This is a genomic window from Pseudoalteromonas sp. L1 (assembly GCF_021728095.1).
Lineage (GTDB): Bacteria > Pseudomonadota > Gammaproteobacteria > Enterobacterales > Alteromonadaceae > Pseudoalteromonas.
This window is the reverse complement of record NZ_JAKKCT010000001.1, coordinates 759,754-785,399: the sequence shown is the minus strand read 5'-3', so window position 1 is coordinate 785,399 and position 25,646 is coordinate 759,754. Positions and strand designations below refer to the sequence as shown.

The following is a 25,646-nucleotide window of genomic DNA, read 5'->3' as shown; positions in this document are numbered from 1 at the left end:
TTTACTAAAGGCTTTTTACACCCATATTATAAAGTGTAAAGCCATAAATATCAGCGTACATATCAATAACCTTACTAGTAGGAGTACCCGCTCCATGCCCTGCATTTGTCTCAATACGAATCAGGTACGGGTTTTGTTTTGCACCTTTTTCTTGTAATTCAGCAGCAAACTTAAATGAATGCGCAGGCACAACACGGTCATCGTGGTCCCCTGTTGTCACTAAAGTCGCAGGATAACTTACACCCGCTTTAACATTGTGAACAGGCGAGTAGCCTTTTAAGTAATCGAACATTTCTTTACTTTGCTCACTAGTACCGTAGTCATAAGCCCAACCAGCACCCGCTGTAAAGGTGTGGTAACGCAGCATATCTAAAACACCTACAGCAGGAAGCGCTACTTTAAATAGCTCAGGACGCTGTGTCATAACCGCACCGACTAATAAGCCACCATTAGAACCACCACGTACCGCTAAGTAATCAGGTGAGCTGTATTGCTTTTCGTTTAAGTACTCAGCAGCAGCAATAAAGTCATCAAATACATTTTGCTTTTTAAGCTGTGTACCATTCACATGCCATTCTTTGCCGTATTCACCACCACCACGAATATTCGCTACCGCATACACACCACCGTGCTCAAGCCATGCTGCAACCGTAGGGCTGTAGCTTGGTGTTAGGCTCACGTTAAAGCCACCATAACCATATAAAATAGTTGGATTTTTACCGTTTAGTTCCGTGCCTTTTTTGTATGAGATAATCATCGGCACTTTAGTGCCATCTTTTGATGTATAGAATACTTGTTCAGAAATATAGTCTTCGCTATTAAACTTAGCGCCCGACTTGCGATACACATCAGACTTGCCTGATTCAACATCAAACGAATAGGTATTACCTGGCGTGGTGTAATTTGTGAATGAGTAATACAGAGTTTCTGCATCGTGCTTACCACTAAAGCCATATGCAGTGCCCACACCTGGTAGGCTGATATCGCGCACCAGTTTACCTGATTTATCGTATTGTTTTACTTGCGAAATCGCATCAACCATATACTTAGCAAAGAAGTAGTCACCGCCTTTTGAAATACTAAGTACATTGTCAGTTTCAGGGATTAAATCTTGCCAATTTTCAGGGCTAGGATCAGCGGCATCGACTGTCACTACACGCATATTTGGTGCGTTTAAGTTAGTAACTAAATAGAGTTTCGAGCCGTCATTATCAATAATTGAGGTATCTGAGTCTGTGTTATCTAAAATCGTCACTAGCTTGCTGTCAGGCTGAGTTAAATCTTTGAAAAACAATTTATTACCTGAAGTTGAAGTACTAGCAGCGATAATTAAATAACGATTATCACGAGTTACCTCTGCGCCAATATAACGGTGCTTTTGTGCCTCTGTGCCACCATAAATTAATTGGTCATCAGCTTGCGCTGTGCCTAATTTGTGATAATAAACTTTATGTTGATCTGTTTTCGCAGACAGCTCACTTCCTTTTGGCTTATCGTAGCTCGAGTAATAGAAACCTTCGTTACCAAGCCAAGCAATACCACTAAATTTCACATCGACTAATGCTTCTTCAATTGGCTGTTTTGTCGCTGTATCAATAATGATAATTTTACGCCAGTCACTGCCGCCTTCAGAGATTTGATAAGCTGCTAACGTACCGTCTTCTGTGAAGGTTAAGCCCGACATTGAGGTTGTGCCGTCGCTACTAAAAGTATTTGGGTCTAAGAACACCTCAGCTTCTGAGTCGCCTTTTTTGCGATACACCACATATTGATTTTGCAGACCATCGTTTTTATAAAAGTAGGTATACTCACCCTCTTCAAATGGTGCTGTGACTTTTTCATAGTTCATCAGCTTTTCAAGCGTGGTTTTAAGCTCATCGCGATAAGGAATATTTTTTAGATATGAAGACGTAACGTCATTTTCGGCTTTCACCCACTGGGCTGTTTCGTCACTCATATCGTCTTCTAACCAACGATACGGATCAGCCACTTTTGCACCGAAGTACTCATCGACAACAGTGCCTTTTTTAGTTTCTGGATAATTCACAGCAGCTTTTACCTCTGCAGTTTTTACAGTTTGTTCTGTATTTTTTGGGGTTGATTCACCACACCCCGCCAGTGCAACAACTATCGCACATGCAAGCGTTTTCTTGATCATAATAGGTTTACTTGTTGGTCATTATTAACAAAATGAAAATAAAGTTAATACCCATTAATGTCTAGTAATTTGCGCCTAAACACGGGTAGAGCTGTAAACCAATGTAAAAACAAAAAAGCCACGCAATTTACGTGGCTTTCCATATTTACAGCTCAATTATACCTTTGTTAACCAGCCGTGTTTATCCGCTGATTTACCCCATTGAATATCATTCAATGCTTGGCGTAATTTTGCGACTTTTTCGCCTGGTTCGCCCGAACCCACTTTAAACTCTTGGTCATTATGAATAAGCGTGCCAACCGACGTCAGTACCGCAGCAGTACCCGATAATGCAGCTTCAGTGCCTGGTTTAGCGGCTCTTTCAAGCAGCTCAGACACGGTAAAATTACGCTCAGATACGGTCATACCTAAATCTTTCGCAATTGTTAAAATACTATTGCGCGTTACACCGTGTAAGAATGTGCTATCAAGTGCTTTTGTGATGATTTCATCCCCATCAATTAGAATGAAGTTTGCAGCACCAGTTTCTTGTACATCGCCACCTGGGCAGAATAAAATTTGGTCTGCTTGGTGCTCAGAGCGAGCCTGTAAGATTGGACCTAATGCACTTGCGTAGTTACCACCACTTTTAACCATACCCATGTGAGGTGCACAGCGCATGCCGTCTTCTTCAAGTAATACACGTAGTGCCGTTGCCCCACCAGCAAAGTAATCACCCACTGGCGAAAGTAATACATAAAGCAATGAACTCATTGACGGTGCAGCCGCTTTACCAATAGCCGCTTCTGTACCAATGTGCGTAGGACGAATATACATAGACCCCGGTGGTGCTGGTGTTTCGTCAGCGTACTCTTTAACAATGTCTTTGATCATTTGCTCAAGCATGCTTTCGTCAAAGTCAGGTAAGTTAAGTAACTTAGAGCTTTGTTTCATACGCGCAATGTTAGCATCCATACGAAAGATATAGACCGAGCCATCTTCGTGACGAAAAGCTTTTAATCCTTCAAAACAGGTGCTTGAGTAATGTAATACGTGAGCACCCGCATGTAATTTGATTTTATCAGATGGGACCAGCGCGCTTTCACTCCATGAGTTATCAGCAAAACGTGCTTGGATCATTTGTGGCATAAATACAGTACCAAATGCGGCCATTGTTGTTCTCTCTTGTTTGGACTACTTTTACCCCATTGTATGCTAATCCATCCCCGTTTAACCATAGCAAACTAGTGCCTTTTATCGATTAAAATGATAATAATTCGACCGTTCGGTACAAAAAATGCGCAACTCAAGCTGCGCATTGTTTACTGAAAATCATTCACTGGCAAATAACAATGGATTATCGGTAATTCATTTTTGCTGTAAGGCGATTAAAAAAGCCCGGGAAAAAACGCTTTATAGTCGGTGCTAAACCACTAATACCTTCACCAATAACGACCTCATCTTTCTCGGCTTCAATGGCTTTGATCATTTTTGCAGCGGCTTTTGCCACATCCATGCCGTTTTCGATTGATTGTTCTGGTTTATTTTGCGGCTTACCTTGGCCATCTAACGAATTATGCGCAATAGCTGTTTTAATTGAACCCGGGCAAATAGTCAGGCAATTCACATTTTTATCTGCTAATTCTGCTCTTAAGCAATCCATAAAGCCAACAACCGCATATTTAGAACCCGAATAGCCAGTTCTGAACTTTGAACCGACTTTACCCGCCACGCTGCTAATTGATACCACCATGCCCATACCTTGCTTCACCATCTGTGGTACAACGGCTTTGGTTAAGGCAATTAAACCAAAGTAGTTTACTTCCATCAGTTGGCGATAAACCGTAAATTCATTTTCTAAAAATAAACTACGCTGCGACACTCCACCGTTATTGATTAGCACATCAATGCGGCCAATTTGCTCAATCACCGCAGGCATATCCTCAAGTAAGGCTTCAGGCTTTGCCAAATCAAGGGCGATCACATGATGATTACCGCCGAGCCTTGCATTAAGAGCGTTGAGTTTTTCCTCATTACGGGCAGACAGTATTAGCGTTGCACCTTTTGCCGCCAGTTGCTCACAAAGTGCTTCACCAATTCCAGAAGATGCCCCTGTTACCCAAACTGTTTTACCATTTAATTGCATGTGTGTTCCTTATTATTGTTGTTATGCTTTGTTAGGCCCAGCATGTTGTTCGATATGATCAGCAATGTCTTTATAAAAACCAAGCATAATCAAGAACTCTGCTAATACAAATAAAGGCCCTATTACCAAACCAATTAAATCGTCAACAAAAGCTGGCTTTTTACCTTCAAAATAATGACCAATAAACTGAAATACCCAACCAACAACGAAACTACCAATACTCACAGCTAGCCATAACTCTGTTGAAAGCGACACCACAGGATCAGCAGCAATGCTCAACAAACTCAAGCATACAGCCATAATTAACCCCATAGATAAGCTAAGTAATAAGTAATAAAGACAAGTAAGTGCAATCACCACGGTTGCCAAGGAGATAACAGCAGGTTCAGAGGTAAGCGTGACGCGTTGCAATAAACAAATAATTGCAAACACAATTAATGGGATACCAATAAAGTGAGTGTAAATATTGCGTTTTGAGCGGTGGTAGAGGGCGTAATTTGTTAATTGTTGTTTTAATGTTTTCATTATTTTTCCTGCCAAAACTGTGTTCAAAGTTCAGATTAGCAGATAATTCACCGCCAAGAATGTCAACTAGCCGACATTTGACGAATCGGCATTAACTTACACATCAAACCAGTGCATCGATAACCTTGCCCTTTTCAGCGTCTGGTTGCATGTCCATTCGATCGCGTCCTTTTTGATACTCCTCTTCTAGCATAGATTGTAACTCTTCCATTTTTTCTTGCAGGGCTTTCATATCCGCGCCTTGTTGTTGCATTTGTTCAGCAAGTTTTTCTATTTGCGCTTTAATTTCATCAATTTTCTCTTTGTCCACACCTAAACGCTGATAAACAAGCGCTTCCTTTGCTGTGTCCAAAAATGAGCTTGGCTCTGTATGTTTTCTTAACAACTGTTGTGCATCTGAAGAAGATTGAGCCATGGGTTTTGCTTGTGATGAAGTGAGCGACGTCTCACTATTTTTAGTGCCAGAGTAATGATAAGGGTTATATTGATTATGAAATGTAATTGCCACAAGTTGTCTTCCATTTAAGCTTGATTACAACTTTGTAGCAATTTTAGTTCCAAACTAGCATTGAGATTGCAATTTATCGATATCAACAATTTCAATCGATTGATATTTAAGATTAATAATTGAATCAGCTTGCAGGGATTGTAAAATTTGATTAATGGTTTGCCGTGTTAAATAGGTCATATCGGCAAGTTGCTGCTGGGTGAGCGGCAAAGAGTTTTGCATTGATGACTGATAAAGCATATATAACCGCTTACTCACCTTTTGCTTTGCCGTGAGGAGTGCGTGATCTTCTAATGAGTCAAACAAGTTGCGCACTTTATTGGTAAGCAGCAGCCCAAAATCATGCCAATAAGCGGGATGCTCTTGCAATAACTGGCTTAATGCCCGCTCAGGAACGTGTAAAAGCCGTACCGCAGTTTGCGCATACACATCGTGAGTGCGTCTACCCCCATCAAACAAAGCAACCTCACCAAACCACATAGCACTGCTTACGAAACTGAGCACCGCTTCTTTGCCTTGGCTATTAACCCCAGAAACTCTAAGCACGCCATTAATAACACAATACAGACCGGTATTTTCATCGCCACGCAAAAACAATGCATCACCTGCATTTAAGGTGATTAATTTAGCATTTTTAAGTAGGCTATCTTTAAAGTTCTGTGTGCGCTGCCCAAACCAATTATCTTGATTTATTAGCGCCTGTTCCTGTTCATCCAAAGCTTTATACTTTACATTGGTTTAATAAATTAATAATAAAAGGATACGGGATGTTAAACAAATTACTTTCGACCAGCCTACTACTCAGTGCGATTTCGACCCCTGCATTAGCTAGTGATATTAATACTGAGCTTAAATCTGCAAATAAAAGCGTCAGTGAAAAAGTCATTAAATGGCGCCGTCATTTACACCAATATCCAGAGCTTAGTAACCGTGAGTTTGAAACAGCCAAATATGTAGCGAAGCATTTACGTTCTTTAGGCCTTGAGGTTCAAACAGGTGTGGCTCATACCGGTGTGGTTGCCAAACTGAAAGGGGGCAAAAAAGGTCCGCTTATTGCGCTGCGCGCTGATATGGATGCACTACCTGTTAAAGAGCAAGTAGACTTACCCTTCGCGTCAACCCAAACAACTGAGTACAAAGGCAATTCCGTTGGCGTAATGCATGCCTGTGGTCATGATAATCATGTGGCTATTTTAATGGCGGCCGCTGAGTCTTTAGTCAAAATAAAAGAAGAGCTCGCGGGAGATATTCTGTTTATTTTCCAACCTGCTGAAGAAGGTGCACCAGATGGTGAAGAAGGCGGTGCGGAGCTTATGCTTAAAGAAGGCTTATTCAAAGAAAAGCCAGAAGCCGTATTTGGTTTACACGTAACCAGCTCGCTAAATACCGGACAAATTGGTTTTCGTGAAGGGCCGCTAATGGCCAGCGCCGATAAATTTACTATCACAGTAAAAGGTCGTCAAACTCACGGCTCTCGCCCTTGGAATGGGGTTGACCCAATTGTGGCGTCATCACAAATTATTATGGCAACACAAACCATCGCTTCCCGCCAAGTTGATGTAACCAAAGCACCTTCGGTGGTTTCATTTGGTGCCATTAATGGCGGTGTGCGTAACAACATCATCCCAGATCAAGTTGAAATGGTGGGCACAATTCGTACCTTTGACCAAGAAATGCGTGCTGACATTAAAAAACGTTTAGCTAAAACTGCTGAGATGGTAGCTGAATCAGGTGGCGCACAAGCGCATGTTCACATTGACCATGGTTACCCAGTAACCGTGAATGATGTTGAATTAACCAAGAAAATGACACCAACACTTGCTGGTGTGGTTGGTAAAGAAAACCTGATCACAACGCCACTTATCACAGGCGCCGAAGACTTTAGTTACTACGCCTTAGAAACACCAGGCATGTTCTTTTTCTTAGGTGTCACACCAAAAGGTCAAGATGCAGTTACAGCACCAAGTAACCATTCACCGCACTTTTTTGCAGACGAAAAAGCTTTACAGCTTGGCGTAAATGCAATGACGCAATTAGTGGTTGATTACCTTAAATAATAAACATTTCCATATCGGCGGGTGACATCATTACCCGCCCGACTTTCTTATCTGTTCAGCGCCAATAAAGTTCATTTTGCTAGGGTTAACTTACTAACAGGTAAGGAGGCCGCATGACATCAGAATACTTTCACTTTTTAAGCATTATTGGGGTGGCATTTTTTGCTATTTCTGGCACCTTGCTAGGTCATGAAAAAAGTGTCGGTGGTTTTGGTGTAGTGGTGGTTGCCACGGTAACAGCCATAGGTGGTGGGACACTTCGAGACATATTGCTTAACAAACCGGTATTTTGGATAGCCCAACCCGATTATTTATACGCAACTTACATAGCCATATTCGCGTCTATTTTATCAATTCGTCACCTCCCCGATTTAAGTAACACCACCATGCTATTAATGGATGCTGTAGGAATGGCAATTTTCAATATTATCGGTATTGAAAAAGCACTTATTGAAGGGGCTGATATGGTTGTTGCCATCACCATGGGTATGACAACAGGTATTTTTGGTGGATTGATGCGCGATGTAATCTGTCGAGAAGTCCCACTGGTAATGGGGGAAGAGCTTTATTCAACCGCTTGCCTATCTGGCGGGCTTACTTATGCTGCATTATTTACTTTAGAGGTGGACTATATCTGGTGTATTGTTGGTGGTTTAGTTGTCACCGTTTTTTTAAGATTAGGCGCTCTTCATTTTGGCTGGCAACCTAATCTATTTCGTAAAAGCAGCTACACAAAACCAAAGTAATATTAATTTATTATTGCGGTGCTGGTAATGCTAAATTTTCAACAAACTCTAAAGCGACAGTATCTCTATCAGCAAAGTATTTACCTGCCTTTTCTGTTATCCAAACCTCATGAAAATGCCTACGGAAATCATCTAGATATTCTGTTGGATACAACTTTGCCTGAACAACTCTTCCATCTGGATATTCGTGGTCGTAAACAGGAAAGCTATTTGGCTCAACATTTCTATTCTCCCTCAACCACTTACAAAATAAACGACCCTCGGAAATATCTGGCACTAATTTTTCTGGTAATGTATATCCAGCCTCCTCTAAAGGAGCAATCAAGTTCAAAGTTATCTCATTCAACATCGAAAAGTGGGTATAAGGGATCTTTGCTCTGTTTTTCAAATATCTATTAAGATGAGCAGGTAGTGCCCCAGTAGCTTTATAGCCAGTTCGCTTATATATAAACTCTTTTAATGATTGAGTAGCTAAATTCCGATAATTATCTCTTGCAATTTGAGCATCTGAACGACTTTCAAATGCGTAATATTCAAGAATAGCCATACAATTATCAGCAGAGATTGCGTGATGCGTATTACCTCGAACTTTTATCGGCTTATGTAAATCTTTTGAAGAGTCACCACCATTTCTATCAATAATTGCACTAATAGACTTTCCTCGAGGATGGTACCTTTGCTTCTGCCAATCATTCACTAATGTGATAATATTACTTCTTGCTGTACCACACACAAAAGCTAAACCACTTGCAGTAAGATATGGTGTTCCATCACTCATAACCCCCATCTCAAAGCCATTTTCTTCTGACTGATGCTTAATTGGAACCAGCGGAAGTGCAATTTGATTTTCCATTTTTTCCCTTTTAACTGAAAATTAATTAAATAAACATTACATTAAAGTTACTTTTGAGACAAATACTTAAAGACCTATATAAGCTTCATGTTTTAACCTATCGTATAACCCCGATGCACGAGTAACTGATTTATTCATTGCCATTAGCAATACATTTTTATCGGCCACCAGCTCAAATGTGGTTTTCGCGCGGGTGATCCCCGTGTAAACCAATTGCCTGTTAATGCCCTGATTAGCCTGCGTTATTGGCGGTAAAATCATTGCGGTGTAAGCAAACTCTGAGCCTTGCGACTTATGAATGGTCATCGCATACACTTTATCGTGAGCAGGTAAACGTGCGGGCGAAAAGGCACGAATATTTTCTTGTTCATCAACAAACATGGCTTTTAACTGGCCTTGATCATCGTGCATTAAAATACCGATGTCGCCATTAAACAGTTTTAACTGGTAGTCGTTTTGGCTGATCATAATTGGCATACCCACGTAATGCCTTTGATATGGCGAAATTAAACCTTGTTGAGCCAGTGCTTTTTCAATACGCTGATTAAGGCTATTTACACCATAATCTCCCTCTCTAACGGCAGCCAGTAACTGATAATGCGCAAATGCTTTATGCACACTGGCAATACTTGCCCCTTGCTGGATAAGATGCAAATAATCGTGATATTGCAACGCCGCTTGTTGCACAAATTGCTCAATCGGTTTACTGATTACGCTGTAATTAAGTTTAAGGTCTTTAAAGCCACCTTGATTAATCGTTTGCTCAACGTAGCCCAGTAAGCCACTGTTATTGGTATTTACAGCTTGTGCTAATTGACCAATGCCGCTGCTGCCATCAAAACGATAACTTTGCTGTAAAAACGCAATACAATCGTTAAGTACAAAATGACTGCTGGCCGCGGGTATCTCGCTCTGATTATTAAAACAAACGCGATTAAGCTGCGCTGCTCTCTCACTGCTGTAATCAGGCATTTTGTCAAGCTCTAACCCTTGGCATAGGTCGCTAAGAATACTGCCCGTATCAACCGAGGCTAATTGGTCTTTATCACCGAGTAAAATAAGCCTTGCATGGCTCGGTAGTGCCTCAATGAGTTTTGCCATAAGCGATAAATCAACCATCGATGCTTCATCAATGATCAGTACATCTAAATGCAGCGGGTTACGCTTGTTATGGCGAAACTTATTGGTATGCGGAATAACGCCCAGTAAACGGTGAATCGTTTGCGCACTGTCAGGTATAAGTGGCGCGATATTATCAGGGATCATACTGAGCTTTTGCTTTGCCCCTAAAATCGACTCGGTTAAACGAGCTGCTGCTTTGCCTGTCGGTGCAACCAGTTTTATTGTTAGCGGTGCACTGGCATACAAAGATTGTAATATGGCTAGTAGCTTAGTTACCGTGGTGGTTTTACCGGTACCCGGGCCGCCAGTGATCACACTAAAGCCTTTTGTTGCAGCAATTGCACAGGCTACTTTTTGCCAGTTTAATGTTTTAATAGGATCGCTTGGGTTGGGTGTATGTTCACTGCTAGGAAAATACACCTCAAGTAGTGCTGTTAATGCGGCTTCATCAAGGGTGAGTTCTTTCGTTGCCAAATGATGTAAACGCGAAGCCAGTGTGGTTTCGTATTCTGCTAAACGGGCAAAATAAAGTTTATTCGCAAACAATAGCAGTGGTTTGTCGTCCCCTACACACTCAGCATTCATTAGCGTATCAACGGCTTCAGCAAGGCCAAATTCAATATCAAACGGTGTTAAAACCTCAGGGGCTGCGATGCTGGCATCAGCTAAGCTTTGCTGTTTAATTTCAAACGGATTTTGCCAGTTTATATTCACGAGCTCCAAGCAGCTGTGCTGACTTTGCTGCGCTGCCGCAAGCAATAAAATCAGGTAAAAAACCTCACTATGTGCTGCTTTGTTATTCTCTATCAGTGTTTGTGAACCGGTTACAGTCTCTGTGCCAGTCAATAGCTCTGCGAGTTTCACATCAACTAAGCGAATACGTTTTGCCTCAAGTAAATAACTCAGTAACGGCTGTGTTTTAAGTTCTGTGGCAGGCAACACTAAATCGCTTTGGGAATGTTGTTCTGGCAGCTTATTCATTGGCTCGTTTGGCTCATGGTCATCAAAGCCGAATGTCAGTTGACTCATAGCATGGCTCCTTGTGCGAATAAGCTATCAAGCTCAGTTATCTGCTGTTTTGTTAGCTGATTAAAATACACCCCTTGTCCTTCGCTCATACCACGTAAGAAGGTGTAGTAAACACCGCCTAAATGCGTGTCGCTATCGTAATCTTGAATACGTTGTTTTAATAAACGGTGCAGTGCTACGGTATAAATTAAATACTGCAAATGATACTGGTGACTCGTCATGGCTTGCTCTAGTTGCTCATGTTGGTAGTCAGCCGCACTATTGCCTAAAAAGTTCGATTTATAATCAAGAATATAATACTTACCCTGCCAGCAAAATATTAAATCTATAAAGCCTTTTAGTAAGCCTTGCACCTCACTAAAATCAAGCTGCCCAAGTAAGTTAAAATGTTTTACTAACACTTGGTTAAGCTTATCGCTTGAGAGTGATAACAGCGGTAAGTTAAATTCCATTTCGACCAAACAGGTATCAGGCTCAAGTACTGATAAACTAAGCCCTTTATCGTTTAATGGGCAATTCAGTGCAGCAAGGATCCACTGCTCCGTCATTTCCTGCCAGCTATCGTCAATATGGTATTTTTCGAATAACGTTTTGATCACTTTATCAAGTGCGTGGTCGCCTTGCTCACTCGCTGGACGCGTTAACGCATAAGGGTCGGTAAAGTCTAATTGCTCAAATATTTCATGCAAACAACTACCTGGTTTTGCCCCTTTAGGGAAACTGTAAGGTGTTAAAGCATTGGCATTTTGGGCCAAAAATTCATCTTTTTCGTGGTCTTCATCACTGCGACCAAGCTCGATATGATCAGTATGCTTTTTCAGCGTTAAGCTACTAAAGCTGGTTGAGCGCCAATCACGCTGAATGTCTGCTTTAACAGTATTAACTTGATAGGCTTGCTCACTGTCAGCGCCAGCAAATGTTAACTTTTCAAGCTCATCTGCTTGGCTAAACGCCTCATAGTGCATGTGCGCAGAGCCTTCACAAAATTGTTGTAACAATGCGCGCCATTCATCGCCCGATTTGATCTCTAAACCTGCAAATAATACGTGACCAATGCTAGTACTTTGAATGCCTGGGCGAGCACTGCGACCTTGCGAAATGTTATACATACCCACAGAACAAAAATGCACGGCACGAGTCAGTGCAACATAAAGCAAGCGTAAGTCTTCAGCCAAGCGCTCTTGCTCTGCTTTTTGCATTGCGTCGTCACTTTTAACAAGGTCATAAATCAGCTTACCGTCTTTATGGTAAAGGGCTTCTTTGCTTTCGCGATAACCACAGGCAAACGGCATGAATACAATCGGGTACTCTAAGCCTTTTGAGGCGTGCATGGTGACAATTTTCACCAAATTAGCATCGCTTTCTAGGCGTACTTGCACCGCTTCACCATCTTGTTGACTGACTTTTTGCGCAAACCAACGCAGCAATCGATGGGTTCCCTCAAGCTCAATTTGCTTTTGCTGTAATATTTCCCCTAAATGGCGGAAATCGGTGAGCCAGCGCTCAACGTTGTAGCCTAAGCCTTGCCAACGCGCTGCAAGCTGATTATGGCTTAATAAACGCTCGAGCATCGCCATAGCGCCCTGTTTATGCCAAATGTGAGCAAGCTGAGCAAAAAAGTTTAAATGCTCTTGCCATGCGCTTTCATTTTCGTGAAGCTCATAAATGCGGTTGTAGCTTAAGCAAAACAATGGCCCTGCTAGTACACCACGCAGTAATGACTCATCATACTGACCATGCAATGCCGTTAAAAAGTTAAGTAAATGATGACTAAGCTCTTGGTTAAAAACACTATCACGGGATAAATACACGCTGGCAATGGCGGCTTCTGCTAGTGCAGTTTTCATCAACTGTGCTTCGTTGCGGTCACGCACTAACACACAGATATCAGCGGCCGTGAGAGGCTTTCCTGCAATGGTTGCATGCCCTGCATTAGCTTGCTTGAGTAGCTCAGTAATTTTTTTCGTATATTGCAAAGCCAATGCCTGTTGAGCCACCCCTTTGCTGGTTGGCTTGTTGTTAGCTTCGCCGTATTCATCAACAAACACCGAAAATTCAAACGCACTGGGCATCTCACCGTTTATTAAAAACGCTTTGTCTTGCTGTTTTCCTTTAGCATTGACCTTTTGAAATGGGATTGCATCGTTATAAATAAAGCTATTGTCATTTTTAGCAAATAAGCGATTTACGCTATCAACAACCCCTTCACTTGAGCGGTAGTTGGTATCTAGGGTGTATTGCTTGTCATCTGAAACGGCTTGTTTTGCGCCAATATAAGTAAAAATATCTGCACCACGGAAACCATAAATTGCCTGTTTTGGGTCACCTATCATGGCAAGCGTGGTGTTTTTAATGCCATAAATGCGGCTAAAAATGCCATATTGAACTGGGTCGGTATCTTGGAATTCGTCAATCATGGCAACTGGAAACAAAGCGGCAATTTTTTCACTTAATGCGTGGCCTTGCTCACTTAAAAGTGCATGATGCAAGTTACTCAGTAAATCATCTGGAGTAATAACGCCTTGTTCTTGCTTACGTTTAACTAATGCATTTGCCACCCATTTAGCTGCGTATTGCACTATCGCAATTTTCAATCCATTGTTGATAAGGCTACTGAGTGTGGCCATTTCATCAAACTGAGCCAGCATTGCATGACTAAGTAAGCTGCCGTTTTTCTTGTAATTTGCAGGGTCGCTTAAACTCTCTGTGCCCCATACTTCAAACGAGTATTTACTGGTACCAAATACAAAAAACAACTCGTCATTGCTTAAGTATTCTTCAAGCGCTGCAAGGCTGTTTTTTCGACCTGGGGTTTTTGAACCACTTAAATCAGATGCTTTTACAGCATTAATAAACTCACTCTCACGGCACGCTTTTTTAAATGCCGGTACTTTTGCCACAAAGTTATCGCGCGCTTGCCATATTACATCAAGGTCGTACTCTGGGGTAATTGTTGCCCCTTGTTTATTAAGTAAACTCACCACCTGTGAATACAGTGACGCCGGCACTGGGAAAATATCGGTAATTGCTTGCGTGCGCTCTTTTGATTGTGGATAAACAAAGGCACGCCAAAAGTCATTAAGGGTTTCTTGAATAAGCTCTCGCTCATCTAAAATAAACTCTAAGTTAAACGCCACGCCGGATTCAAAAGCATGTTGTTTCAGCATTCGCTGACAAAAGCCATGAATGGTGAATATAGCGGCTTCATCCATCGACTTTGCCGCAGCGTCTAATAAATCAAATGCGGCGTGTTTATCGCTCACCTCATTTATTACTTGCTCAATCAGCTCATCATCGGGCTTTTTGCCAAGCAGTGCATCTCTGGCATTGATTATACGCGCCCGCACACGGTCTTTAATTTCTTGGGTTGCAGCTTCAGTGAAGGTCACCACCAGTATTTGCTCAACACTAAGCGGCGTATTCAATGCTTCATCTTCACCGGTCGCTTTTTGTAAGCCCAACAAATACCGTAAATACAAACCTGTGATGGTATAGGTTTTACCTGTACCGGCACTGGCTTCAATAAGGCTTTGCCCACACAGCGCCATACTCATTGGATTAAGCGTTTGCATGATCTGCCTCCTGTGCTAATTCAACAACTGGCGATAACAGCAGCTCGCTCCATTTTATAAACTCTTCTTCACAGTCTTTAAGACTCTTTATGGTTAACCGAATATACGGATTTTCACCCTCACCCATGCCTATGTATTGCGGCGCGAATTTATTGTTTGCTTTGACCATGTCTTTATCTGTTTTTATGTACTCGTAACCACTGACCGGAAAGAACGCCACTGGGCGAGTTAAAAGCGTTTCATAAAGCGAGAACCAATCGTTTAAATACTTGCGGGCATCGTCTTCTGACAAGGGTGAAAAACTAATTTGCTTGTCTAACCCAAGAATAAGGGTTTCAACAGGTTGACCCATTATTTGCGCCGCTAAATGATGCACAAAGCCACGAATTACATCTTTTGCTTTAATACTGGCGGTGCGATAAAACACCTGTTTTTGACCATAAATATGATTTAACCAACCCTCTAGTGTGGTATTGGCTATTTTAATATTTACTTCAACGGGTAATGCTTCATCACCTTGAATATGCGCTTTCACTTGCCCTGCAAGCGCATCAACTCGGTGCTGCATACTTTCAAACACAAGGTCGCCAACATGGGCTTGGGGTAACTCACCACGCTGCATTATTTGTGCTTTGTTAAGCGGTAGCTCTTGAATGCTCGCTTCGAGAATTTCATCGAGGTAAAAGTAGCGGCGTAATGCGTCTAAACTAAATGGCTCTTCATCTTTAGCAATATCGTTAAATTGCGGTAAGCGTAACCCCAAACTTTGCTGATAAAAGCTCTCGTGCGGCTGGCAAATACTGCGAATAAACTGAGTTAACTCAACACTGCTTTCTGGCTGAACACTAAGCGCTTGCTGTGGCTCAGGATTAACAGGTTGAGCTGGCATCCACACGGGGTTATAGCTGTGTAATTGTGTGGCTAGCGGTTTATTTGCTTTTTGCTCGTCATCGGTTTTCTCTGTTAGATAATAAGCTGGGTTAAATGGCTGTAAGTGCTGATAATTAATTAGCGCCTCTGGTAGCTTTAAGTGAGTGTCTTTATCAGCAAATTCAAAACTACGGGCTATGTATTCCAAAAGCTCGCTTACTAAAGTTGAGGGCATTCTTGGTTGGTTATCAAAGCAAGAACGGCCAATATAACTGATGTATAGATTCTCACGGGCACTTAAAATCGCTTCTAAAAACAGGTATCGGTCATCAAGTTTGCGAGAGCGGTCGCCTTTTTGGCGTTTTGAGAAAGGCACTAAGTCAAAACCAATTGGCTGAACTGTACGTGGGTAATCTGCATCATTTAAACCTAGCATGCACACCACTTTAAATGGCACTGCACGCATTGGCATCAGCGTACAAAAGTTAACTTGCCCCACTAAAAAGCGCTGCCCTACACCTTTTTCTTGAATACCTTGTTTAACCAAGTAACTCACAATACGCTGCGAAACAGCTTGTTGGTAATCGCCATTGTCATAATGCTTAATCAGTGTATCGAGCACTTTTTGCAGCACTAATAAATCCCAGCTTTGTTCACCTTCATCACTGTATATATCGCTTAATAACTCTTTTAGAATTTCAGCTTTTTCGTTAAGTGGTGCATCAGCTTGCAGCTTGGCTTTATAACGGGCCAGTACATCAATAAATTCAATGAGTTTATTTAAGGTATTCAGTGCCATGCCTTCAACTTCATCGGCACTGTAAATCCCCGAGAAAGGCAGTTGTTCATCACGTTGTGCAACTCCTAATAACAAGCGGTTTAAGCCATGTTGCCAGGTATTTAAATCTATTGCGGGTAAGCCAAAACTGTCTTTGTGAGCGGCATCTAAGCCCCATTTAACGCCAACGCGTTCAAGCCAAAAACCTATTTGCTCATACTCATGTGCTTCGAGGTTAAATTTTTCGGCAATTTGCGTGACTTGCAGTAAATCAAGAATGTCAGACACACCAAAGCGTGAGTATGGTAAATCAGCTAAACTAGCAAACGAACTCAGCACAGGTTTTTCTTGCTCTATGGCTAAATCGGCTAACGCATAAGGGATAAAGCGTCGCCCCTCTGCACCACCAAACACCGCCTCAATATACGGGCTGTATGTGCCAACATCTGGCATCATTACAATAATATCTTTCGGTGTTAGCGCTTTATTTTCATTGAATAAGTTAAGCAAGTAATCGTGTAGTCGTTCGACTTCACGAAGTGGCGTGTGACAATCGCTCAGCACAATACTGGTGTCATCAGTCTGAATCGGCAATTTGCCTTCGTCATTAATAAACCATTCTTTATCAGGCGTTAGTGATTCACCTTTAAAAGCTAATTGGTAAATTTCAGACTGAATTTGCGATAGCAAGCTTTGATCAAACTCGTTATCGAATCCGTCAAGCCACTGCGCGTCAAGTTGTAGTAACTGCTCAAAATAGTCTCGGCCTAATTTACCCCACGACGAGAGTAACGGGTTACCAATAAAAAAGTACTCGTGATCAGGGTTTTTAACGCTGTCTTCAAGCGCTTGCAACTGCGGGCGTTTGGCATATTTAGCAGCAATCTTGGCTGCTGTTTTTTCATCGAGTGTGTCGCCCCAGTAATGTTCACTCGGGTTGAAGAAAAACAAAAATACCTGCGTTTTTTTCGCAATGGCTTGAAATACTTCAAGCTGGCTGCTCGCAATTGCAGAAATACCAAATAAGCTAATACGCTCAGGTAATTGGCTTGCGTCCATTTTTTCAAGGGCTGCAAGGAGTTTGTCTTGCATATTGGCGCGGTGATATTGGCTTTGCCCAAGCTCTTTACTGTGCGCCACCAGCTTACGCCAAAGATCTGGTTGCCATGGCGCAATGCCTACATCAACATCATCAAGCTCATCGATGCCCTGCTCCCAAGTGGCAATCCAATTGGGGCGATACATTAAGTATTGGTCATAAACGTCGGCAATTTTCTCGCACAAGGCAAACGTTTTTTGCCCTTCACTGTCACCATCTAAATAGGTTTTGAGTGGTAAATACAGCGGCTCATCAATGCAGTTTGGTAAAATCGCAAACAGCTTCCAAGCAAGGTTAGTTTTGTTATACGGAGATTCACTGGGTACATCAGGCAATAATTGTTGGTAAAGCTGCCAAATAAAACTCGAAGGCAGCGGAAAATCGACCTGAGCGGCAATCCCTAAGTGTTCACTTAAACCTATTTTTAGCCACTGCGACATACCCGGTGACTGCACAAGCACAATTTCTTTTTTAAAGGGACTTGTTAACGGATTAACTTTAAGCAGCGCGTGAAACCGCGCTTGCAGTGCTTCCATGCGATTTGATTGAATTATATTCAGCACTTTACACTGTCCTTGCCTGAAACTAACTAATTGACACAGTGTAAGATATTTTAATTAGATGGGATAGGTATAAGCGTCACCTAAGCGAATACTTAGGTGACAATTTAAGCTGCCTATGAAATTAAATTAGTTCTGCCAGCATTTCGTCGCTGTATGGTGTTAACGCTTCACCATTTTTAACTTTACTAATGTAATCTGAGTTCGCAATGAATGGGCGACCAATCGCAATTAAATCAAATTGATCATTCTCAATTGACTCTTTTGCTGATTCAAACGTGTAACTACCCACTCCCACTAAGGTGCCTTTGTACGCACTACGTAAGTATTCAGACGTCGTTTTGTCTTCTAAGCTTGCAAAACGCATACTGTCGTCAAAAATACCGCCATGAAGATAAGCTAGATGGCGACTTTCAAGAGCCGCTAATAAATAATCGAACACGGCTTTATCACGGTTGTCTTCATCCATATTAAAGTATGCACCAGGTGATAAGCGTAACGCTGTTTTATCTGCACCAATTGCAGCAATTACAGCATCGACGACTTCAAGAGCAAAACGTGACATGTTTTCTGGTGTTTGACCGTATTGGTCTTCACGTTGGTTGGCAGCAAAATGTAAAAATTGATCAATCAAGTAACCATTTGCACCATGAATTTCCACCCCATCAAAACCTGCTTCAATAGCGTTTTCGGCCGCTTTTGCGTAATCAGTAATTAAACCTTGGATATCTTCAATGGTTGCAGCCTTTGGCGTAACATAAGTAAGTTCGCGCATACGAGGAACAGTCCCTTCAACACCGATTGCTGAGGGTGCCAGTACATCCCCACCAAAAAAGTGTGGATGAGCAACACGGCCTACATGCCAAAGCTGAGCAAACATCTTGCCGCCTTTCGCGTGCACCGCATCGGTGACTTTTTTCCAGCCCTGAATCTGTTCGCTGGTAAACAACCCCGGTGTATTTGGGTAGCCCTGTGCATCTGGGCGGATAATGGTTGCTTCACTAATAATTAAACCAACATCAGCACGGCGGGCATAATAATCAACCATCGCTTGGGTAGGTACGAGATTATCGTCGCTCATACAACGCGTAAGGGGTGCCATTAGTACACGGTTTTGCAGCTCAATGCTGTCATTTAGTTTAAATGGAGAAAGTAAATTGGTTGTCATGGTTTTATCCTTATCTTGAACATACATTCAAGATAAGGGCGAAACAAACATACTTCAAGGTTTATTTTGAATAATCGTTCAAGATTACGTAAACTTCACCCAATAAGCACCGAGGAACCCAAATGAGAACTGCTGAATTTGATACTGAATTTGTACTACGCCAAGCCATGCATGCCTTTATGCAACATGGTTATGCCAAGACAAGTATGCAAAAGTTAAAGGAAGTGACTCATCTTCATCCGGGTTCTATTTACGCGGCTTATGGCAATAAAAAAGGCTTGTTTTTAGCCGCCACCGAGCAATATCAAAAAGATAGAAACCAGCAATTTACAGCGCTTTTCAATAAGCAACAATCTATTTTATCGACCCTCAAACATTACTTAACTGTGATTGTTGATGAATGTATTGAAGGTGAAGTTGCTAAAGTGTGTTTGCTTACCAAGAGTATTTCTGAAGTTGAAGGCAACGATCCACAAATTTGCAGTGTACTGCGTGGTAACTTAAATGCTTACGAAAATACTCTTGCCGAGCAACTGCAAAAGGCGCTGGATAATAACGAATTTACAACGAGTAAAACGCCACAGCAACTAGCGCGCTTTTTAGTAATGGGCATATACGGCATTCGTACCTATGCGCTAACAAATCAAGATTCTAAGGCTCTGCAGCAACTTGCTGATGATCTATTCGTTGCATTAATAAATTAATTTACCTAATAACTTTACTTGTCATATTTATTTATCACCTTATGATTAAGGTGTAGCTGTGTATAACTAAAAGAGTGAGCCTGTCATGAATAATGCAACTGCTAAACGTGTTGAAACTGAGTTTGATACTATTCTCGCTTTAGGCGCTAAAAAACGACTCGCTTATATGTTTGAAACGGTTCAAGAGTTCAAACAAGTGTGGATCCTCAATGATGAACATGGCTGCGTCATGCTCTCAAATGAAGACGACGACTGCGTACCTGTATGGCCTAGCCGCGAATTTGCACAAAGCTGGGCAACCGGTGAATGGCAAGATTGCACGCCAAAAGCCATACCAATAAAAGACTGGTTAAGCCGCTGGACACCTGGCCTTGAACAAGACGACTTATTAATTGCCGTGTTTCCAACTGATGAAGATGACGGCACAATTTTATTCCCCGATGAGTTTGACTCACAACTGAGAATGCCAAAAAGACGATTTTAAATTATGGGAGCTTTAAGCTCCCTTATTTATGCAGTTTGCTGTAAACGCAGTGCCGAAATATCTTTTATGGGTGGTTTGCCAAAAAAGCGTGTGTACTCGCGACTAAATTGCGATGCGCTTTCATAACCTACTTTAAGCGCCGCAGAACCTACATCAATGCGTTCATTGAGCATAATTTGCCTTGCCGCCTGCAGTCGTAAGTTTTTTACATACTGTAACGGGCTCATTTTAACAACATCCCGAAAGTGCAGCCTAAATGTTGAAGGACTCATGTGCGCATCACGGGCTAAATCATCAATCGAAAATTGGCTACTGAAGTTTTCTTTCAACCAACATAAGGTCTTGGCTATTTTTTGATGAGCTGAACCAGACATCACAATTTGCCTTAAATAAGGGCTATGCGGGCTATTTAACAAGCGCAATATAATTTCTTTTTTGATCAGTGGCGCTAAATTAGCTTTTAGCAATGGCTCATTGTCGAGTTTGATAAGTCTCAGCAAAGCATCAAGCAAGCCGTTATCAGTATCAACCACCGACATAGCTTGGTGTTTAGGAAACTTGTCTTGCCCTGCGAATTCCATTTCAGCAACAATGTGACTTATTTCATGGACATCTAAGCGTAGGTACAAGCCATAAAATGGCTGCTCTTTACTGGCACGAGTAATATGTGACGTAACAGGCACATCAACCGATGTCACCAATGATTGGCCATCCGTATAATCATAACTGTGCTCGCTAAGCACAACACGTTTTGAGCCTTGTAAGCTAATGCCCAAACCTAATTGATATACGCAGGCCATGGGTAACGACACTTCACTTCGTCTGTAAACGAGTAACTCAGGAATCGTTGTTTCAAAATTACCATCTTCAAGTGCAATCGCTTTTACTGCTTCAATTAATGCCTGACGCATCTAGCCTACCTCTTTTAATTACTCATTTAAGTGTATCACCGTAATTTAAGCTTAGGAGTGTTTATGATGATGGTTCGTTATTTTAGGCAAAAATTAAATCATTTATAGCAAGCATAAACATCTGTTATCGACCATAATATATTTTCACATTTTCGATTGCATAGTCTTTGCAATCAACCACTGCTACAAAACCTCAATATATTCAATACCTAAAAATCAAAAGAGAAATTATGAGCCTAAACAACACGGATTTATTTGTGTTTGTCGCGATCGCTGCTTTGGTCACCGTTCATGACAAGCCTTTGTTAAAACGAGCATGTCAGCACGCATTGAATGATGGCGTATCAATGCAAGAGTTATGTGATATTTTACCGCATATTAGTGTGTATTCTGGGGTGCCAAAATCACTGATGGCGCTAGAGATTTTAAAGTCGCTTGATGATATTCAAGGTTCAAATACGTTACTTATCAAGCGCACAGAGCAGCAACTAAAAACCGCACTCACATTTGGTCAGCTACCTTTTGGCATCGAGCAGCAAAACAACACCGTATTTGAGCTTGCTTCTTTAGGCGCACTATTTGCGCTGGACGATGCCAGCAGTTTAGTAAGTGAGCAACTTAAGCGCTGTGTATTACTTGGTTATAGCCGTGAACAACTTGAATTGTTAGTGATAGAACTTGCTAGAAAAGTCAGTAGCAATATTGCCATGCGTGCTAAATGTAATCTCGAAAAGCACTTTGCTATGGTGGGGTAAATTTAAGAAATGGCGGTGACGGAGAGATTCGAACTCTCGATACGTTGCCGTATACACACTTTCCAGGCGTGCTCCTTCAGCCACTCGGACACGTCACCTAAGGCGCTTTGAGTTAAGCGCGGCGTTATAGTATGAAAACAACCCTACAGACGCAAGGGCTTTTTAAAATACTGTGATTAAGCGATTAGTAATTAAACAAAAAAGGCAAGGTAAATAAAATACCTTGCCTTTCATATTCACTGCACGTGTTATTAACGCTGTAATGATGCAGAGAAGTCCAACATACGGTTAAGCGACTTTAAGGCGCCTTCGCGTAAGTCCATATCAACAAACACTTCTTTACCCTCTGGGTCTGTCAGTGCTTCTTCAATTGCTTTTAAGCCATTCATTGCCATCCACGGGCAATGTGCACAGCTTTTACATGTTGCGCCTTCACCGGCTGTTGGTGCTTCAAAGAATTCTTTCTCTGGGCATAACTGCTGCATTTTGTAGAAAATGCCACGGTCAGTCGCTACGATAAACTTTTTATTGTCCATGGTTTGCGCAGCTTTAATAAGCTGACTTGTTGAGCCAACCGCATCAGCAAGGTCAACAATCTCCGCAGGAGACTCTGGGTGAACCAATACAGCCGCATCTGGGTGTAAGGCTTTCATATCCTTAAGTGCTTTGGTTTTAAACTCATCATGAACGATACAGGCGCCATTCCACATGATCATATCGGCACCTGTGTTCTTTTGAATGTAAGAACCTAGGTGTTTATCAGGGCCCCAAATGATTTTTTCGCCTTGCTCATCAAGGTGCTCAACAATTTCAAGAGCACATGATGAGGTAACAATCCAATCTGCACGCGCTTTAACAGCTGTTGACGTATTCGCGTATACAACGACTTTGCGATCGGGGTGCTGATCACAAAACGCTGAGAACTCATCAATTGGGCAGCCTACGTCTAACGAACAGGTTGCAGCCAATGTAGGCATCACTACTGTTTTATTGGGCGTTAGGATTTTAGCCGTTTCACCCATGAAACGAACACCTGCCACCACAATAACATCAGCGTCATGCTTTGCACCAAAACGTGCCATCTCTAATGAGTCAGCAACACAACCACCGGTTTCTTCAGCAAGCGCTTGAATTTCAGGATCAGTGTAATAATGGGCAACAAGAACGGCGTTCTTATCTTTTAATAATTGTTTGATACGTGCCTTATACTCAGCTTGCTCGTCTTTTGATAACGGCGCAGGCTTTGGAGGGAAGATATAATCTTCAGGCATAATTTGTTCAGCTAGACTCATTTCTCGACCACTTAGTCCACAGTGCATTCATGGCGCGAATTATACGAGAATCTTACGCTAAAGAACAGTATTGCTGTAAGCTGTTAAGATAAATAAAGGATAACTTAGATAGAAAAGATAAATAAAGAATGGTGGGTCATGATGGACTTGAACCATCGACCAATGGATTAAAAGTCCACTGCTCTACCAACTGAGCTAATGACCCGCTCTGGATATTAAGATGCGTAAATCCGCCGATATAACCATTCAAAGAATGGTGGGTCATGATGGACTTGAACCATCGACCAATGGATTAAAAGTCCACTGCTCTACCAACTGAGCTAATGACCCGCTCTGGATATTAAGATGCGTAAATCCGCCGATATAGCCATTCAAAAGAATGGTGGGTCATGATGGACTTGAACCATCGACCAATGGATTAAAAGTCCACTGCTCTACCAACTGAGCTAATGACCCGCTCTGATGCTTGTTAAGCTGCGTAAATCCGCCGATATAACCATTCAAAGAATGGTGGGTCATGATGGACTTGAACCATCGACCAATGGATTAAAAGTCCACTGCTCTACCAACTGAGCTAATGACCCGCTCTGATGCTTGTTAAGCTGCGTAAATCCGCCGATATAGCCATTCAAAAGAATGGTGGGTCATGATGGACTTGAACCATCGACCAATGGATTAAAAGTCCACTGCTCTACCAACTGAGCTAATGACCCGCTCTGCTGCTTTATAAAAGCAATACGTAAATCCGCCGATTAAAGATTACCATTTAAAAAAATGGTGGGTCATGATGGACTTGAACCATCGACCAATGGATTAAAAGTCCACTGCTCTACCAACTGAGCTAATGACCCGCTCTTTTTGCCGCACTTTGGCTGTTGTTACCAATCGCCTGCTGCGGGCGCTTATAATACTTATTTAAATGCTGAGTGCAACAGAAAATATCTCTTTTTTTAAGTTTTTATGTCTAGTTGCCTAATTTTAGACCGCTTATATCAAAAAGCAGTCTAATCAGGTCAAATCTACATTTGCGACAAACGTTCTGTGGCTAATTTTGCAGCAGTCGTACTTGGGTACTGGTTAATTAAATCATTAAAGGTTTTTATTGCTTGTTCAGCTAAACCTTGATCTGCTAACAGATTTCCTAATTTTAACATTGCATCAGGACGCTTATTAGAATTTGGGTATTCATTGACAACCACTTTAAAGTGCTCAGTTGCACCTGTCGGATTATTTTGAATAGTTAAAAGCTGACCTAACCAATAGTGTGCGTTCGAAGCGTAGACTGAATTAGGGTATGTCGTTAAGAAGTTTTGAAATTCAGGGATCGCTTGTTCATAACGCTTATCTTTCATTATTAGCGCTACAGCACGCTCATAAGCTTCGTTTTCAGATAAATCTGAACTGATTGCTTGAGAAGCATTAACATCAGTAGATGGAGCTTGAGTCACAGCCGGTTGAGAGTATGCCTGACTGACACGGTTTTCAATTTCTTGATACAACTCACGCTGACGCTGTAAAACTTTCTCGAGTTTATAGCTTTGCTCTTCTGTAATACCACGTACCTGACTTACTTCGTCTTGCAAAATATTAAGCTGTTGTTGAAGTTCAGCTTGTAATAAATTGCGAGACTTCATCATATTCTCTAATGCAGATAAACGTTTCTCTATACTCGATTGCGAGCTTGCAGCTTCTGAAACAGGAGCGGGAGCAGCCCATAACTGAGTGCTCCCGCTTAAGATCATTGCTGCCAAAATAATTTTCGGCTTCATAATGTCTCTTTCTTAGTAAACTAATACTGCACGACGGTTCTTAGCGAACGCTTCTTCAGTGCGAGATTTAACCATAGGCTTCTCTTCACCGTAGCTCACTACCGACATTTGGCTAGCAGATACACCTAGGCTTTGTAGGTATTTTTCAACTGCTTGGCCACGGTGCTCACCTAGAGCAATATTATATTCTGGTGTACCACGCTCGTCCGCGTGACCTTCAATTAATACTTTAACAGAAGGGTTTTGTACTAAGAATTCAGCGTGTGCTTGTAAAAGCTCAGCGTATTTGCTTTGGATTTTTGCGTTATCAAAACCAAAGTAAATGATTTGCTCTTGACGTAAAGCTTCATACTTCTCACGAAGTGCTTCTTCAGCTTGTTGCTCAGGAGTAAGCGTTGCAACTTCAACTGTATCATTGTTGGTTGTTTGCTCAACCGCACCTTGGTTAGATTGGTTTGCAGCACCTTCGTCAAGATCAGAAGAAGAGCTACACGCTGCTAATGTCATCACTGGCACAGCAATTAGCAGGCCTTTTAGTGTTTTATTAAGTTGCATTGAATT

Annotated in this window: 19 protein-coding genes, 7 tRNA genes and 1 pseudogene; 5 read left to right on the top strand and 22 right to left on the bottom strand. The window is 41.8% G+C overall.

Annotated elements, in window-relative coordinates:
- Window positions 1-4: 4 nt before the first annotated feature.
- The 6 genes and pseudogenes from L3V38_RS03705 to L3V38_RS03680 all read right to left on the bottom strand — a co-directional run bounded on the left by L3V38_RS03705 (window position 5) and on the right by L3V38_RS03680 (window position 6,033).
- Window positions 5-2,158, bottom strand: coding sequence for a prolyl oligopeptidase family serine peptidase (locus L3V38_RS03705; protein ID WP_237118409.1), 2,154 nt, complete (start codon window positions 2,156-2,158; stop codon window positions 5-7).
- A gap of 156 nt (window positions 2,159-2,314) precedes the next feature.
- Window positions 2,315-3,316 (bottom strand): annotated as a pseudogene (locus tag L3V38_RS03700) (branched-chain amino acid aminotransferase); the annotation flags it as partial.
- Window positions 3,317-3,494: 178 nt separating this feature from the next.
- Window positions 3,495-4,283: an SDR family oxidoreductase gene (locus tag L3V38_RS03695; RefSeq protein WP_237118407.1), complete on the bottom strand. Its 789-nt coding sequence runs from the start codon at window positions 4,281-4,283 to the stop codon at window positions 3,495-3,497.
- Between the two features lie 21 nt (window positions 4,284-4,304).
- A complete protein-coding gene (locus L3V38_RS03690) occupies window positions 4,305-4,808 on the bottom strand; it encodes an Mpo1-like protein (RefSeq protein ID WP_130150069.1) in 504 nt (167 codons plus the stop codon).
- Between the two features lie 103 nt (window positions 4,809-4,911).
- Window positions 4,912-5,316: a hypothetical protein gene (locus L3V38_RS20265; protein ID WP_237118406.1), complete on the bottom strand. Its 405-nt coding sequence runs from the start codon at window positions 5,314-5,316 to the stop codon at window positions 4,912-4,914.
- Between the two features lie 54 nt (window positions 5,317-5,370).
- Window positions 5,371-6,033 carry a Crp/Fnr family transcriptional regulator gene (locus L3V38_RS03680; protein ID WP_237118405.1) on the bottom strand — a complete coding sequence of 221 codons (663 nt, stop codon included), beginning with the start codon at window positions 6,031-6,033 and terminating at the stop codon, window positions 5,371-5,373.
- A 50-nt stretch (window positions 6,034-6,083) separates the two neighbouring features.
- Here L3V38_RS03680 and L3V38_RS03675 point away from each other — a divergent pair, with 50 nt between their 5' ends.
- On the top strand, window positions 6,084-7,373 hold the full coding sequence (locus tag L3V38_RS03675; protein WP_237118404.1) for an amidohydrolase: 1,290 nt from the start codon (window positions 6,084-6,086) through the stop codon (window positions 7,371-7,373).
- Between the two features lie 113 nt (window positions 7,374-7,486).
- Window positions 7,487-8,119 (top strand): trimeric intracellular cation channel family protein, encoded by a 633-nt coding sequence (locus L3V38_RS03670; RefSeq protein ID WP_237118402.1) that lies wholly within the window; start codon window positions 7,487-7,489, stop codon window positions 8,117-8,119.
- 10 nt (window positions 8,120-8,129) lie between these two features.
- On the opposite strand, the gene L3V38_RS03665 is transcribed toward L3V38_RS03670, so the two are convergent.
- The 5 genes from L3V38_RS03665 to L3V38_RS03645 all read right to left on the bottom strand — a co-directional run bounded on the left by L3V38_RS03665 (window position 8,130) and on the right by L3V38_RS03645 (window position 19,170).
- Window positions 8,130-8,972, bottom strand: coding sequence for a hypothetical protein (locus tag L3V38_RS03665; protein ID WP_237118401.1), 843 nt, complete (start codon window positions 8,970-8,972; stop codon window positions 8,130-8,132).
- 66 nt (window positions 8,973-9,038) lie between these two features.
- On the bottom strand, window positions 9,039-11,075 hold the full coding sequence (recD, locus tag L3V38_RS03660; protein ID WP_237118761.1) for an exodeoxyribonuclease V subunit alpha: 2,037 nt from the start codon (window positions 11,073-11,075) through the stop codon (window positions 9,039-9,041).
- A 44-nt stretch (window positions 11,076-11,119) separates the two neighbouring features.
- Complete coding sequence (gene recB / locus L3V38_RS03655) at window positions 11,120-14,695, bottom strand: exodeoxyribonuclease V subunit beta (RefSeq protein WP_237118400.1); 3,576 nt, start codon at window positions 14,693-14,695, stop codon at window positions 11,120-11,122.
- Complete coding sequence (gene recC, locus L3V38_RS03650) at window positions 14,682-18,005, bottom strand: exodeoxyribonuclease V subunit gamma (RefSeq protein WP_237118399.1); 3,324 nt, start codon at window positions 18,003-18,005, stop codon at window positions 14,682-14,684. Before recC ends, recB begins: the two co-directional genes overlap by 14 nt.
- 121 nt (window positions 18,006-18,126) lie before the next feature.
- Window positions 18,127-19,170, bottom strand: a complete 1,044-nt coding sequence (locus L3V38_RS03645; RefSeq protein ID WP_237118398.1) for an alkene reductase — start codon at window positions 19,168-19,170, stop codon at window positions 18,127-18,129.
- Window positions 19,171-19,292: 122 nt separating this feature from the next.
- On the opposite strand from L3V38_RS03645, the gene L3V38_RS03640 reads away from it, so the two are divergent.
- Window positions 19,293-19,874: a TetR/AcrR family transcriptional regulator gene (locus L3V38_RS03640; protein WP_237118396.1), complete on the top strand. Its 582-nt coding sequence runs from the start codon at window positions 19,293-19,295 to the stop codon at window positions 19,872-19,874.
- 85 nt (window positions 19,875-19,959) lie between these two features.
- Entirely contained in the window at window positions 19,960-20,358 is a 399-nt protein-coding gene (locus L3V38_RS03635) for a DUF2750 domain-containing protein (RefSeq protein WP_237114174.1), read from the top strand.
- Between the two features lie 26 nt (window positions 20,359-20,384).
- Here the strand turns inward: L3V38_RS03635 and L3V38_RS03630 are convergent, their stop codons facing one another.
- Window positions 20,385-21,269, bottom strand: a complete 885-nt coding sequence (locus tag L3V38_RS03630) for an AraC family transcriptional regulator (protein WP_237118393.1) — start codon at window positions 21,267-21,269, stop codon at window positions 20,385-20,387.
- A 230-nt stretch (window positions 21,270-21,499) separates the two neighbouring features.
- Here L3V38_RS03630 and L3V38_RS03625 point away from each other — a divergent pair, with 230 nt between their 5' ends.
- On the top strand, window positions 21,500-22,024 hold the full coding sequence (locus tag L3V38_RS03625) for a hypothetical protein (protein WP_237118391.1): 525 nt from the start codon (window positions 21,500-21,502) through the stop codon (window positions 22,022-22,024).
- A gap of 10 nt (window positions 22,025-22,034) precedes the next feature.
- On the opposite strand, the gene L3V38_RS03620 is transcribed toward L3V38_RS03625, so the two are convergent.
- The 10 genes from L3V38_RS03620 to pal form a co-directional block, all read right to left on the bottom strand.
- Window positions 22,035-22,122: transfer RNA gene (locus L3V38_RS03620), tRNA-Ser, on the bottom strand.
- Window positions 22,123-22,275: 153 nt separating this feature from the next.
- Entirely contained in the window at window positions 22,276-23,316 is a 1,041-nt protein-coding gene (nadA, locus tag L3V38_RS03615; protein WP_237118390.1) for a quinolinate synthase NadA, read from the bottom strand.
- Between the two features lie 129 nt (window positions 23,317-23,445).
- A tRNA-Lys gene (locus L3V38_RS03610) sits at window positions 23,446-23,521 on the bottom strand.
- A 49-nt stretch (window positions 23,522-23,570) separates the two neighbouring features.
- Window positions 23,571-23,646 (bottom strand) — tRNA-Lys (locus tag L3V38_RS03605).
- Between the two features lie 50 nt (window positions 23,647-23,696).
- A tRNA-Lys gene (locus tag L3V38_RS03600) sits at window positions 23,697-23,772 on the bottom strand.
- Between the two features lie 52 nt (window positions 23,773-23,824).
- Window positions 23,825-23,900 (bottom strand) — tRNA-Lys (locus tag L3V38_RS03595).
- 53 nt (window positions 23,901-23,953) lie between these two features.
- Window positions 23,954-24,029, bottom strand: a tRNA-Lys gene (locus L3V38_RS03590).
- A 62-nt stretch (window positions 24,030-24,091) separates the two neighbouring features.
- A tRNA-Lys gene (locus tag L3V38_RS03585) sits at window positions 24,092-24,167 on the bottom strand.
- A gap of 168 nt (window positions 24,168-24,335) precedes the next feature.
- Window positions 24,336-25,085, bottom strand: coding sequence for a tol-pal system protein YbgF (ybgF, locus tag L3V38_RS03580; RefSeq protein WP_237118388.1), 750 nt, complete (start codon window positions 25,083-25,085; stop codon window positions 24,336-24,338).
- Between the two features lie 12 nt (window positions 25,086-25,097).
- Window positions 25,098-25,640 carry a peptidoglycan-associated lipoprotein Pal gene (gene pal, locus L3V38_RS03575; protein WP_062569301.1) on the bottom strand — a complete coding sequence of 181 codons (543 nt, stop codon included), beginning with the start codon at window positions 25,638-25,640 and terminating at the stop codon, window positions 25,098-25,100.
- Window positions 25,641-25,646: the final 6 nt, after the last annotated feature.

Bases quoted from the DNA above. Each gene is read 5' to 3' on its own strand.
- L3V38_RS03705 (WP_237118409.1), bottom strand. From the start codon at position 2,158: ATGATCAAGAAAACGCTTGCATGTGCGATAGTTGTTGCACTGGCGGGG.
- L3V38_RS03695 (WP_237118407.1), bottom strand. From the start codon at position 4,283: ATGCAATTAAATGGTAAAACAGTTTGGGTAACAGGGGCATCTTCTGGA.
- L3V38_RS03690 (WP_130150069.1), bottom strand. From the start codon at position 4,808: ATGAAAACATTAAAACAACAATTAACAAATTACGCCCTCTACCACCGC.
- L3V38_RS03675 (WP_237118404.1), top strand. From the start codon at position 6,084: ATGTTAAACAAATTACTTTCGACCAGCCTACTACTCAGTGCGATTTCG.
- L3V38_RS03670 (WP_237118402.1), top strand. From the start codon at position 7,487: ATGACATCAGAATACTTTCACTTTTTAAGCATTATTGGGGTGGCATTT.
- L3V38_RS03665 (WP_237118401.1), bottom strand. From the start codon at position 8,972: ATGGAAAATCAAATTGCACTTCCGCTGGTTCCAATTAAGCATCAGTCA.
- recD (WP_237118761.1), bottom strand. From the start codon at position 11,075: ATGAATAAGCTGCCAGAACAACATTCCCAAAGCGATTTAGTGTTGCCT.
- recB (WP_237118400.1), bottom strand. From the start codon at position 14,695: ATGCAAACGCTTAATCCAATGAGTATGGCGCTGTGTGGGCAAAGCCTT.
- L3V38_RS03645 (WP_237118398.1), bottom strand. From the start codon at position 19,170: ATGACAACCAATTTACTTTCTCCATTTAAACTAAATGACAGCATTGAG.
- L3V38_RS03640 (WP_237118396.1), top strand. From the start codon at position 19,293: ATGAGAACTGCTGAATTTGATACTGAATTTGTACTACGCCAAGCCATG.
- L3V38_RS03635 (WP_237114174.1), top strand. From the start codon at position 19,960: ATGAATAATGCAACTGCTAAACGTGTTGAAACTGAGTTTGATACTATT.
- L3V38_RS03630 (WP_237118393.1), bottom strand. From the start codon at position 21,269: ATGCGTCAGGCATTAATTGAAGCAGTAAAAGCGATTGCACTTGAAGAT.
- L3V38_RS03625 (WP_237118391.1), top strand. From the start codon at position 21,500: ATGAGCCTAAACAACACGGATTTATTTGTGTTTGTCGCGATCGCTGCT.
- nadA (WP_237118390.1), bottom strand. From the start codon at position 23,316: ATGAGTCTAGCTGAACAAATTATGCCTGAAGATTATATCTTCCCTCCA.
- ybgF (WP_237118388.1), bottom strand. From the start codon at position 25,085: ATGAAGCCGAAAATTATTTTGGCAGCAATGATCTTAAGCGGGAGCACT.
- pal (WP_062569301.1), bottom strand. From the start codon at position 25,640: ATGCAACTTAATAAAACACTAAAAGGCCTGCTAATTGCTGTGCCAGTG.